The 11,039-nt window shown below is 63.9% G+C and carries 12 protein-coding genes; 7 read left to right on the top strand and 5 right to left on the bottom strand.

Annotated features, from left to right (window positions below; genetic code table 11):
* The coding region (locus RMO23_RS05080; RefSeq protein ID WP_309679105.1) for a MoxR family ATPase at window positions 1-720 on the bottom strand (720 nt) is incomplete at its 3' end.
* 135 nt (window positions 721-855) lie between these two features.
* On the opposite strand from RMO23_RS05080, the gene RMO23_RS05075 reads away from it, so the two are divergent.
* A complete protein-coding gene (locus RMO23_RS05075) occupies window positions 856-1,518 on the top strand; it encodes a c-type cytochrome (RefSeq protein WP_309679103.1) in 663 nt (220 codons plus the stop codon).
* A 135-nt stretch (window positions 1,519-1,653) separates the two neighbouring features.
* Here RMO23_RS05075 and RMO23_RS05070 read toward each other — a convergent pair whose 3' ends face one another.
* Window positions 1,654-2,088 carry a DUF1841 family protein gene (locus RMO23_RS05070; protein ID WP_309679101.1) on the bottom strand — a complete coding sequence of 145 codons (435 nt, stop codon included), beginning with the start codon at window positions 2,086-2,088 and terminating at the stop codon, window positions 1,654-1,656.
* A 143-nt stretch (window positions 2,089-2,231) separates the two neighbouring features.
* Between RMO23_RS05070 and RMO23_RS05065 the strand changes: the two genes are divergently transcribed.
* A complete protein-coding gene (locus RMO23_RS05065; protein WP_309679099.1) occupies window positions 2,232-2,453 on the top strand; it encodes a hypothetical protein in 222 nt (73 codons plus the stop codon).
* Between the two features lie 23 nt (window positions 2,454-2,476).
* On the opposite strand, the gene RMO23_RS05060 is transcribed toward RMO23_RS05065, so the two are convergent.
* Window positions 2,477-3,280 carry an IclR family transcriptional regulator C-terminal domain-containing protein gene (locus RMO23_RS05060; protein ID WP_309679097.1) on the bottom strand — a complete coding sequence of 268 codons (804 nt, stop codon included), beginning with the start codon at window positions 3,278-3,280 and terminating at the stop codon, window positions 2,477-2,479.
* Window positions 3,281-3,419: 139 nt separating this feature from the next.
* Between RMO23_RS05060 and RMO23_RS05055 the strand changes: the two genes are divergently transcribed.
* The 3 genes from RMO23_RS05055 to pcaF all read left to right on the top strand — a co-directional run bounded on the left by RMO23_RS05055 (window position 3,420) and on the right by pcaF (window position 6,059).
* Entirely contained in the window at window positions 3,420-4,136 is a 717-nt protein-coding gene (locus tag RMO23_RS05055) for a 3-oxoacid CoA-transferase subunit A (RefSeq protein WP_309679095.1), read from the top strand.
* A 1-nt stretch (window position 4,137) separates the two neighbouring features.
* Window positions 4,138-4,791, top strand: a complete 654-nt coding sequence (locus tag RMO23_RS05050) for a 3-oxoacid CoA-transferase subunit B (protein ID WP_309679093.1) — start codon at window positions 4,138-4,140, stop codon at window positions 4,789-4,791.
* A gap of 65 nt (window positions 4,792-4,856) precedes the next feature.
* Entirely contained in the window at window positions 4,857-6,059 is a 1,203-nt protein-coding gene (gene pcaF, locus RMO23_RS05045) for a 3-oxoadipyl-CoA thiolase (protein ID WP_309679091.1), read from the top strand.
* A gap of 122 nt (window positions 6,060-6,181) precedes the next feature.
* Here the strand turns inward: pcaF and RMO23_RS05040 are convergent, their stop codons facing one another.
* Window positions 6,182-6,820, bottom strand: a complete 639-nt coding sequence (locus RMO23_RS05040; RefSeq protein ID WP_309679089.1) for a trimeric intracellular cation channel family protein — start codon at window positions 6,818-6,820, stop codon at window positions 6,182-6,184.
* A gap of 103 nt (window positions 6,821-6,923) precedes the next feature.
* Here RMO23_RS05040 and RMO23_RS05035 point away from each other — a divergent pair, with 103 nt between their 5' ends.
* Together RMO23_RS05035 and RMO23_RS05030 are read left to right on the top strand one after the other, a co-directional pair.
* Entirely contained in the window at window positions 6,924-7,679 is a 756-nt protein-coding gene (locus tag RMO23_RS05035; protein ID WP_309679087.1) for a sulfite exporter TauE/SafE family protein, read from the top strand.
* A 116-nt stretch (window positions 7,680-7,795) separates the two neighbouring features.
* Window positions 7,796-9,889 (top strand): serine/threonine-protein kinase, encoded by a 2,094-nt coding sequence (locus RMO23_RS05030; RefSeq protein WP_309679085.1) that lies wholly within the window; start codon window positions 7,796-7,798, stop codon window positions 9,887-9,889.
* A 110-nt stretch (window positions 9,890-9,999) separates the two neighbouring features.
* On the opposite strand, the gene RMO23_RS05025 is transcribed toward RMO23_RS05030, so the two are convergent.
* On the bottom strand, window positions 10,000-11,039 hold a 1,040-nt coding region (locus RMO23_RS05025), incomplete at its 5' end, for a hypothetical protein (protein ID WP_309679084.1).

Genomic DNA, 11,039 nt, shown 5'->3' with positions numbered 1-11,039 from the left:
CTCGGCCAGCAGCAGCTTGAGCCAGTCCAGCAGTTCGCTGGTAGAAGGTTTCTTTTTCAGGCCGGGCAGGTTGCGCACCTCGTAAAAGGTTTTCATGGCCGCCGCCAGCAGCTCTTTCTTGAGGCCGGGAAAGTGCACGTCCACGATCTGCTTCATCGTCTCGGCGTCCGGGAACTTGATGTAGTGAAAAAAGCAGCGCCGCAAAAACGCGTCGGGCAGCTCTTTTTCATTGTTGGAGGTGATGAACACCAGCGGCCGGTGCTTGGCCTTGATCAACTCGCGCGTCTCGTACACATAAAACTCCATGCGGTCGATTTCGCGCAGCAAGTCATTGGGAAACTCGATGTCGGCCTTGTCGATTTCATCAATCAGCAGCGCCACCGGCTGGTCGGCCGTGAAGGCCTGCCACAGCACACCCTTGACGATGTAGTTGTGAATGTCCTTGACTTTCTCACCGCCGTCCAGGCTGCTCAGCTGCGAGTCGCGCAGCCGGCTGACGGCGTCGTACTCATACAGGCCCTGCTGCGCCTTGGTGGTGGACTTGATGTGCCACTGCAGCAGCGGCAGGTTCAGCGCCTGGGCCACTTCCTCGGCCAGCATGGTTTTTCCGGTGCCCGGTTCACCCTTGACCAGCAGCGGCTTTTTCAGGGCGGCGGCGGCATTCACGGCCAGCATCAGGTCATCGGTGGCGACGTAATTTTGGGTGCCTTGGAATTTCATGTTCTTGAGTCAGCAGTTCAGCGGTTGAGGGAGACTTTGCGCAGGCTGTCGCTCGCGCGGGTCCGGGCCAGGCAGGCCCAGATATAATCCAAGGTTGTTTTATACGATGAATTCTCACCTGATTGTGCGCGCAAAATGAATAAGCTGTTCACCACGATATTTGCATTGGCTGTCTCCTCCGTGACGGTCTCTGGCCTGGCTCAAGAGGCCAAGGGCGATGCCAAGGCAGGCGAAACCAAGAACGCCATGTGCATCGGCTGCCACGGTATCAAGGGCTACCAGGCGTCGTTTCCCGAGGTGTACAAAGTCCCGATGATTTCCGGCCAGAGTGGCAAATACATCGCGTCGGCACTCCACGCCTACAAAAAGGGCGAGCGCAAGCACCCCACCATGCGCGCCATTGCCGACTCGCTGTCGGATCAGGATATCGCCGACCTGGCCGCCTACTACAGCACCAGTGGCCTGGTGGCCGGTGCCGAGCTGCCGGCCAAGCCGGCCGAACCCAGCGCCGAAGTGCAGGCCCTGCTCAACAAGGCCAACTGCTCCTCGTGCCATGGCGCCAATTTCAGCAAGCCGATTGACCCGTCCTACCCCAAGATTGGCGGCCAGCACGCCGACTATCTGTTTGTCGCGCTCAAGTCCTACAAGGTCGAGAACAACCCCAAGGTCGGCCGCGGCAACGCCATCATGGCCGGCATGGCCAGGCAGTACACCAACACCGAACTGAAGCAACTGGCCAAATACCTGTCGTCCGTCGACGGCGAACTCAAGGTCGTGCCGCAAGGCAAATTTCGCTGAACGCAGCATAAGTACAAAAAAGCCGCCGTCTCAGCGGCTTTTTTTTGGGCTCAGTGTTCCGCCGGGCCGCCCCTAGAAAAAAAAGCCCCCTTGGGGGGGCAGAGAGCTACAAGAAGTGAGCGAACGTGGGGGCCGTCAATCCCTTGTGGCGCGCCGCTGCACGCAGTCGATGTAGGCCGCGCCGTCGGGCGGGCGGCCGGCGCGCTGGCTTTCCCACACCATCTGGCCCAGGCAGTCCATGGTTTCGTGGTGCGCGTCGTGCAGCGAATTACGCCGCGCCGTCAGCAGCTCCACCGCCTGGCGAATGCCGCGCGGCTGGTCAATCGAGCACTGCTCGCTGATCGACAGGTGCATGGACAGGTGCAAAAAGGGGTTGGTGACGCCGTCCTCCACCGCGTACATTTTTTCCAGCGCGGCCTCGGCGTCGGCAAAATCGGCATGGTATTCGGGGTGCTCGTCAAGCCACTGGCTTGCTATTGTTTCAATAGCATCCAGCGGTTGTCCTGCCTGGGCTTTGGCATAAACAGCGCAGAAAAAACGGCGAACGTCGGCTTGCGAAGGGGTGAACATGGGGCACTAGCGTATCACGCGCCCGACAGGCGCCGGTTGCGTCCTACAGACAGCCTGTGAACACCGGCTTACAGTCATCGTGAGGGTGGCGCAGTTCCGGGCTGCGGCTGTCCGACGACACACAACCCGGCGAGGAGATTTTCATGAACGCAGCACGCATCGCCGGTATTGTTTTGATCCTGATCGGTCTGGCCGGGTTTTTTACCGGCGGCTTCAGTTTTACCAAGGACACGACCGCCGCCAAAATCGGCCCTATCGAGCTGACGGTGACCGAAAAAGAATCGGTCAATATTCCGCAGTGGTTGAGCCTGGGCGCCGTGGCACTGGGCGCCATCGTGCTGGTGGCGGGTTTCAAAAAATCCTGACGGCTCAAATTGCCAGGCCCCCTTCAGGCCGGCTGAACGCCCAGCATGCGCGAGATGGTCTGTGCGGCAGCGAGTAACTGCGGCAGCATGGTTTCCTGCATCACCTTGGCGCTGGTGCGGTTGGCCTGACCGCTGATGTTCAGCGCCGCCACGGTTTGCCCGGTCCGGTTGGTGATGGGCGCCGCCATCGACACCAGGCCTTCCTCCAGTTCCTGATTCACCAGTGACCAGCCCTGTTTGCGCACCTGCGCGATTCGGGCGGCCAGTTCGGGCACATCGGTCACGGTGTGGCGGGTGCGCGCGGTCCTGTCTGATGCCTGCAGGCAGGCCATCAGTTCGTCCTGCGGCAGGGCCGACAGCAGCATGCGGCCCATCGAGGTGCAGTAGGCCGGCAGGCGCGAGCCCACGCCCAGGCTGATGCTCATGATCTTGTGTGTCGGCACGCGCAGCACATACACGATGTCGGTGCCGTCCAGCACCGCCGCCGAACACGACTCCTTGACTTGCTCGACCAGGGTTTCCATCACCGGCTCGGCCAGGTCCCAGATCGGCATCGACGAGAGATAGGCAAAGCCCAGATCGAGGATGCGCGGGCTCAGGGAAAACAGCTTGCCATCGCTGCGCACATAGCCCAGCGCCTGCAGCGTCAGCAGGATGCGGCGCGCGCCGGCGCGGCTCAGGCCGCTGCGCCCGGCCACTTCGGTCAGCGTTTGCCTCGGCGCGCTGGCGCTGAAGGAGCGAATCACTTCCAGCCCGCGCGCAAACGACTGGACATAACCGTCGCCGGGCTTGAGGTCTGTGCTGCGGGTCGAGGCGGCATTTGCCATGAGGGTAAAAATCTCCTAAAATTCATTATACGAACTCTTGTTCGACTATAGAACAAATATTTGCCGGCCGGCAGCCAGAGTTCGTGGCCGGCACCGTGTCTCATCCTTTCCATTTTTAGCCCCTTCAGGAGACTTTTGAATGATCAACAAGATTGCCCGCTCGGTGGCCGATGCGCTGGCCGATGTGAAAGACGGCTCCACCGTGCTGATCGGCGGCTTTGGCACCGCCGGCATCCCCAACGAACTGATTGACGGCCTGATCGAGCAGGGCGCCAGGGACCTGACCGTCGTCAACAATAACGCCGGCAATGCCGAGGTCGGGCTGGCGGCGCTGCTCAAGGCCGGGCGGGTGCGCAAAATCATCTGCAGCTTTCCGCGCCAGGCCGACAGCCAGGTGTTTGACGCGCTGTACCGCAGCGGCCAGCTGGCGCTGGAACTGGTGCCGCAGGGCAATCTGGCCGAGCGCATTCGCGCCGCCGGGGCCGGCATAGGCGCGTTTTTCTCGCCCACCGGCTACGGCACCGAGCTGGCGAAAAACGCCGACGGCAGCGCCAAGGAAACCCGCGAGATCAATGGCAAACAGTACGTGCTGGAAATGCCGATTTATGGCGACGTGGCACTGATCAAGGCCGAGCAGGGCGACCGCTGGGGCAACCTGACCTACCGCAAGGCGGCCCGCAACTTTGGTCCGGTGATGGCCACGGCGGCCAAAAAAACCGTGGCCACCGTGCACGACATCGTCGAGCTCGGCGCGCTGGACCCGGAGCACATCGTGACGCCGGGCATTTTCGTCCATCAAATTGTGAAAATTGACCGTATCGCCACCCAGGCGGGCGGTTTCAAGAAGGCTGCATGACATGAGCACACCCCTCACCTACCAAAAACGCAGCAAAGACCAGCTCGCCGCCCGCGTCGCGCAGGACATTTACGACGGCGCCAGCGTCAACCTGGGCATCGGGATGCCGACGCTGGTGGCCAACCATATACCGGCCAGCCGCGAGGTCGTGCTGCACAGCGAAAACGGCATTCTCGGCATGGGCCCGGCGCCGGCCGAGGGCGAGGAAGACTACGACCTGATCAACGCCGGCAAGCAGCCGGTGACCCTGCTCAAGGGCGGGTCGTTTTTTCACCATGCCGACAGCTTTGCCATGATGCGCGGTGGCCACCTCGATATCTGCGTGCTCGGCGCGTTCCAGGTCTCGGCCACCGGCGACCTGGCCAACTGGAGCACCGGTGAGCAGGGCGCCATTCCCGCCGTGGGCGGTGCCATGGACCTGGCGATTGGTGCCAGGCAGACCTGGGTGATGATGGACTTGCTGACCAAAAAGGGCGACAGCAAGGTGGTGGCGCAATGCAGCTACCCGCTCACCGGCATTGCCTGCGTCAAGCGCATTTACTCCGAGCTGGCCACGCTCGAATGCACGCCGCAAGGCCTCAAGCTGATCGACAAGGTCGAGGGCCTGGCGCTGGCCGAGCTCGAAAAACTCCTGGGCCTGCCGATCGCCGCCTGACTCACCCCGCGTTCGGGCCGCCCCCGGGCTGGCCCGGCAGCTCATTCAATTTCTGGAGATATTTCATGAACCAAGCCTTTATCTGTGACGCCATCCGTACCCCCTTCGGCCGCTATGGCGGCGCCCTCAGCAGCGTGCGGGCCGACGACCTCGGCGCGATTCCCCTCAAGGCGCTAATGGCGCGCAACCCCAACGTGGACTGGCAAGCCATCAGCGACGTGATTTACGGCTGCGCCAACCAGGCCGGTGAAGACAACCGCAACGTGGCCCGCATGTCGGCGCTGCTGGCCGGCCTGCCGCTGGAAGTGCCCGGCGCCACCATCAACCGCCTCTGTGGCTCGGGCCTGGACGCGCTGGGCACGGCCGCGCGCGCCATCAAGTCGGGCGAGGCCGGTTTGATGATCGCCGGCGGCGTGGAAAGCATGAGCCGCGCCCCGTTCGTCATGCCCAAGGCCGAAAGCGCTTTTGCCCGCGCCAACGCGATCTACGACACCACCATAGGCTGGCGCTTCGTCAACAAGCTGATGAAGGAAAAGTACGGCGTCGACGCCATGCCCGAAACCGCCGAGAACGTCGCCACCGATTACAAGATCAGCCGCGAAGACCAGGACAAGATGGCGCTGGCCAGCCAGCAAAAAGCCGTGGCGGCCCAGCAGGCCGGCTTCTTCGACGCCGAAATCACCCCGGTCACGATGGCCCAGAAAAAGGGCGACGCCATCGTCGTGAGCAAGGACGAGCACCCGCGCGCCACCAGCATGGAAACGCTGGCCAAACTCAAGGGCGTGGTGCGTCCCGACGGCTCGGTCACCGCCGGCAATGCCAGCGGCGTCAACGACGGCGCCTGCGCGCTGCTGCTGGCCGACGAGGCCAGCGCCGCCAAAAACGGGCTCACGCCGCGCGCCCGCATTGTGGGCATGGCCACGGCCGGCGTGGCGCCGCGCATCATGGGCATTGGCCCGGCGCCCGCCACGCAAAAAGTGCTGGCCCTGACGGGACTCACCATCGCCCAGATGGACGTGATTGAACTCAACGAAGCCTTCGCCGCCCAGGGCCTGGCCGTGCTGCGCCTGCTCGGCCTGCGCGACGACGACCCGCGCGTCAACCCGAACGGCGGCGCGATTGCACTCGGCCACCCACTGGGCGCCAGCGGCGCGCGCCTGGCCACCACGGCGGTGAACCAGTTGCACAAGAGCGGCGGCCGCTACGCGCTGTGCACCATGTGCATTGGTGTCGGCCAGGGCATTGCGGTGGTGCTTGAACGCGTATGAAGAGGGCGGTTTTTTTGAGCCTCTGAAATTTCAAGCCGCTGAGTCCCGACTGAAAGGAATCCATCCATGAACCTTTCAAGGCTTGGCCGCGAACGAACTACTGGCCTTGCCGGAAACACGCGTCAGACGCGCCAGGCTGGCAGTTCCCAGTTTCGCCACAGGGCCACCATGCGCAGACCGGCGGTCACGAGGATGCAGGCCAACAACGCCATCCAGCCCGGGGTGTCAAGCAGCCACAGGCCCGCGTATATCCAGCCGCCAGAGAAGGCGCACACGGCGTAAGGTCGGTGGTCACGAAATGCCGTCGGTACTTCATTGCAGACCATGTCGCGCAGCACGCCGCCGAATACGCCCGTCGTCAAGCCCATCAGGACCGCGACCAGTATGGGCAGGTGGTCCATCAGCGCCAAGTGAACGCCGGTGGCCGTGAACAGACCCAGCCCCAGTGCATCGGGCCACTGGATTGCTTTTTCAGTCAGCTCTAAATGGTGCTGGCGCAGGAACAGCATGGCAAGTACGCACAGCGCCATCACGCCCCACAGCAGCTCGACATGCTGGACCCAGAAAAAAGGCCGCCGGTCGAGTAGCAGGTCGCGCAAGGTGCCGCCGCCGAAGGCCGTCAGAAAAGCCACCACGCAAATGCCCACCGCGTCCAGCCGTTTGCGCGCCGCTTCCAGCAGGCCCGACAGGGCGAATGCGGCCGTGCCCAGCAGTTCGATCAGCAGGCGCAGCGTTTCTCCCCAGGATTCAATATCAGACATGCGTCAATTGTCGCCGCGCTGACAAGGCGCCGGGTAACATGGCGACCCTTGTTCCCCTCGCCCCAGCCTGCCCGCGCCATGCGGGCCAGAAAGACTTGCCGCCGTGGACTTCCCGCTGATCACTGATCCCTTCTTTTACGCCGTGGCGATTCCGGCCGTGCTGATGCTGGGCATCAGCAAAAGCGGCTTTGGGGCGGGCTTTGGCTCGCTGGCGGTGCCGGTGATAGCCTTGTCGGTGACGGTGCCGCAGGCCGCCGCGATTCTGATGCCGCTGCTGCTGCTGATGGACTTGCTGGGCGTGGCGGCTTTTCGCAAGGACTTTGACCTGAAGTTTTTGCGCTTTCTGGTGCCCTGCGGCCTGCTGGGCACGGTGGTGGGCGCGCTGCTGTTCAGGCTGCTGGACGCCAGGATGGTGGCCGCCATTGTGGGCGGCTTCACCCTGCTGTTTCTGGCGCAGCGACTGCTGTTTGCGCCGCGCGCCGACAGCCCGCCGCCGCCCAGATGGCTGGGCGCGATGCTGACGGTGACCTCGGGCTTTACCAGCTTTGTGGCCCACGCGGGCGGGCCGCCGCTCAGCGCCTACGTCATTCCGCTGCGCCTGAGCCCGGTCAAATTCACCGCCACCATGGCGGCGTTTTTCTTTGTCATCAACCTCTCCAAGTGGATTCCCTATGCGTGGCTGGGCCTGCTCGACATGCGCAACCTGGCGACCTCGCTGGCGCTGCTGCCGCTGGCGCCGGTGGGGGTGTGGATGGGTGTGCGGCTGGCCAGGCGCATCAGCCCGGTCTGGTTTTACCGCGTGCTTTACATCGGCATGTTGCTGACCGGCATCAAGCTGCTGTGGGATGGCGTGCATTAATGCGCCGAAGCGGCGAATCAATGCGGGGCAAAAAAACCACAGCGGTGAGCCGATGCCGGCTGGCTCATGTATTGTGTCAATATGTATGCTTTTGACACGTTCACCTCCAGATCCCCATGAGTCTTACCAAACTGGGTCGATACGATCTCATCCGCGTGCTGGGCAAGGGCGCGATGGGGCTGGTGTACGAAGGGCGCGACCCGAACCTTGAGCGCCGCGTGGCCATCAAGACGATACGCGTCGAAAACCTGTCCGAACAGGCGGCCGCCGACTACGAGCTGCGCTTTCGCACCGAGGCCCGCTCGGCCGCGCGCCTGCAGCACCCCAACATCGTCAGCGTCTACGACGCCGGCCGCGACGGCGACATCGCCTATATCGTCATGGAATTCATCCAGGGCGACGACCTCAAGAACCACCTCGACCAGGGCAAGCTCTACACGCTGGAGCAGACGCTGGCCATCATGGGCGACCTGCTGTCGGCGCTCGACTACGCGCACCGGCAAAACATTGTTCACCGCGACATCAAGCCGGCCAATTTGCTGATCGATGCGGCCGGCCGCGTCAAGCTGACCGATTTTGGCGTGGCACGCATCCAGGACTCGGGCGATGCCACGCGGACCCAGGGCACCATCGTCGGCACGCTCAAGTACATGTCGCCGGAGCAGGTGCAGGGCCTGCCGGTCGATGCCCGGGCCGACCTGTTTGCGGCCGGCATCGTGCTGTTTCAGCTGCTGACCGGCAAGCGGCCGTTTGACGGCGGCACCGACTTTGCCATCATCCAGCAGATCGCCACCCACCACCCGGCCGCGCCCACCTATTTCAACCCCCAGCTGCCGCCCGCCGTCGATGCGGTGGTGGCGCTGGCCCTGGCCAAGTCGCGCGACCAGCGCTTTGCCAGCGCCCAGGCCTTTGATGCGGCGCTGCGGGCGGCTTGCAGCGAAGCGGCGGATCTGACCTTCACCCCCACCGTGAGTTCGGCCGGGCCGGGCCGCAACGCCACCTGGACCGCTACCCTGCTTCCGGGCGAAGCGCTGATTGACATGCAGCCCACCAACGCCGGCGTGTCCACCGTGACGCAGGAACTGGAGCTGGTGTACTGGAAGGACATCAAGGACTCCAACGACATCGAGGATGTCGAGGTGTTTCTGGCCAAGTTTCCGTCCGGCATTTACGCCGACCTGGCGCGGCGGCGGCTGAAAAAACACGGCGCGCTGGCCAGCGCCGGGTCGGGCGAAGACTCCGACCCGGGCGCCGGCAGCGGCACCCTCACCCAGGTCATGCCCACAGCGCTGGCCGGGCTGGAAAAAACCGTGTTCATGCCAAGGGAGGCGCCCGTCGCGCCGGCCTCCTCGGTGACCGCCGGCGCTTCCATCCTGCCCAGCCCAGCCATGCCGCCCAGCCCAGCCATGCCGCCCAGCCCGCCCGAGCTGGAGGTCGCCAGCCAGGACAGCACCGTGCAACTGCCGCCGCCACCGCCACCGCTGGCGCCGGCCCTGCCGCTGGCCCGCTCTGCGCCACCACCAGCAGCAGACCCGCCCCGGCCTGCCGCCAGGCGCCCGCCCTGGGCGCTGGCGGGTGTGGCCTTGCTGGCCGCGGCCGGACTGGGCTTGACATTTTTGTCGCGACCTGGCGCACCGCCGCCGGCGCAATCGGCGCAGACCGAAGTTGTGGCTGGCGCAAGCCAGGCGGTAAGCCCCAGGCTGCCCGACACAAGCGCCGCGCCCAAAGTGCCCGCCGCGCCCGCCGCTCCCGTAGCTACCATAGCCCCCAGCTCCGCGCTGGTCATCTCGTCCACGCTGGCAGCCGCCCCCGTGCCCATTACTTCCGTTGCGCCCGTCGCGCCGGCCGCAGCCCCGGCGGCAACCAAAGCCTCGGCCGCGCTGGCCGCAGCCGCCGCCAAAAAGCTCGCCAAAGACCAGGAAAAGCAGGCCAGACAGGCCCAGGCCCAAGCCAGGGCCGCCGCAGCCGGAACCAGATCCGGAACCGAAGTGGCAAGTGCAAGCCAAACCGCCGAACACCCGGCGCCCCCCCCTGCCGCCAGAGAGGCGTCAGCCAGCCCGCGCCAGGCCTGCGAAGACCGCGTGCTGATCGGCTTTCAGATCTGCATGGCAGAGCAGTGCGCCAGGTCGGCGTTCACCAATCACCCACTCTGCGTGCAGCGCCGCGCGATGGAGCAGCAGCGACGCGAGAGCGAGCAGATGCGCCGTTAAAGGCGATTGATTTGCTATAAAAACAATAGCTGCCTGCGCATGTTTTGCAAGGGCCAGAGGCCTTTTTAACCAATTTTTTGGTCCTTTCAGCCTTTTGCCAGGCGCGTCGTTCATAGCAACTTGCCTTGGGTCGAGGCGTCCGCCAAAGGCCTGAGCCGCGCGTAGTCCAGCAGCTCCGCCAGTCTTGCGCCCTTGGCCTGCCACTCCAGCAGCACGTTTTCTGCCAACAGCACGTAATGCCAGGGCAAGCCACCGCGCTGGCCTTCGGCTAACCCGTTAATGCGTTCGCACCAGGCCATGGCGGCTTTGAGTTTGCGCTGCACGTTGGGGTGAATCGTCTGCTGCTGCGCCTTGGTTTCCACCAGATAGATCGCGCCTTCGGTGCGCACCATGAAGTCGGGCGAGTAAAACGCCGGCAGGCCGTCGTCTTTCACGTAACGCAGACGGGCAAAGGTGTGCCGGTTTTCGCTGATCTTGCAAAACGCCAGCGTTTGCGTGTCGGCCTGCGCCCAGTGAATGAAGGCGCGCTCCAGTCCGCCGCTCTGCGCCGGCCAGGCCAGGCGGGTGTAAATGCACTTCGACACCTCGACTGAATGGCTTTCCCGCATCATCAGGCGGGGCACTTCGCTTAAATGCCGTAAAAACACTTCGGTCTGGCCGGTCACGTGTTTTTGCTCGGACTCCAGCAGCGCCACCGCAAACACCTTGGTGATGTGGTCCATCACCGGCTGCAACAGCAGCAAGCGCCAGTTTTCATCATCCAGCGGGTTAAAGGCCGCATCAAACAGCTGCGTCCAGATGTAGTCGTCCAGCCAGCCCGTCAGCTCGGCGGTGTTCACCTGCAAGTAGGGCTTGGCCAAATGCGTTGCCACCTTGTTGCCCTTGGGCAGCGGCTCGCTCAGCGCTTGGCTGATGCGCCGAGTCAGGCGCGCCAGGTACTCGTTGTAGCCGCCCACGTTCATCACCGCGCCGTCCACCCGGTAGTCGCCAAACAGTGTGGCGCTCTGCAGGTCTTGCGAGATGAAGGTGTCGCCCTTGCCCAGCAAACCGGAAAGTTGCGTTTGCGACATGGCGGTGAATACCGGCAATGCGCCAACGTCCAGTTGCTGGTGATCGCGTATTTCGTCGGCTTCCTGCAAGATGAAGGGAA

The organism is Polaromonas sp. (assembly GCF_031411155.1).
In the GTDB taxonomy this organism is placed as follows: domain Bacteria; phylum Pseudomonadota; class Gammaproteobacteria; order Burkholderiales; family Burkholderiaceae_C; genus Polaromonas.
This window is presented reverse-complemented; position numbering and strand designations above follow the sequence as displayed.

What these genes read in the sequence shown, in the direction of transcription:
- RMO23_RS05075 (WP_309679103.1), top strand. Translation starts at nt 856, where the DNA reads ATGAATAAGCTGTTCACCACGATATTTGCATTGGCTGTCTCCTCCGTG.
- RMO23_RS05030 (WP_309679085.1), top strand. Translation starts at nt 7,796, where the DNA reads ATGAGTCTTACCAAACTGGGTCGATACGATCTCATCCGCGTGCTGGGC.
- RMO23_RS05050 (WP_309679093.1), top strand. Translation starts at nt 4,138, where the DNA reads ATGAGCACACCCCTCACCTACCAAAAACGCAGCAAAGACCAGCTCGCC.
- RMO23_RS05060 (WP_309679097.1), bottom strand. Translation starts at nt 3,280, where the DNA reads ATGGCAAATGCCGCCTCGACCCGCAGCACAGACCTCAAGCCCGGCGAC.
- RMO23_RS05040 (WP_309679089.1), bottom strand. Translation starts at nt 6,820, where the DNA reads ATGTCTGATATTGAATCCTGGGGAGAAACGCTGCGCCTGCTGATCGAA.
- pcaF (WP_309679091.1), top strand. Translation starts at nt 4,857, where the DNA reads ATGAACCAAGCCTTTATCTGTGACGCCATCCGTACCCCCTTCGGCCGC.
- RMO23_RS05055 (WP_309679095.1), top strand. Translation starts at nt 3,420, where the DNA reads ATGATCAACAAGATTGCCCGCTCGGTGGCCGATGCGCTGGCCGATGTG.
- RMO23_RS05065 (WP_309679099.1), top strand. Translation starts at nt 2,232, where the DNA reads ATGAACGCAGCACGCATCGCCGGTATTGTTTTGATCCTGATCGGTCTG.
- RMO23_RS05070 (WP_309679101.1), bottom strand. Translation starts at nt 2,088, where the DNA reads ATGTTCACCCCTTCGCAAGCCGACGTTCGCCGTTTTTTCTGCGCTGTT.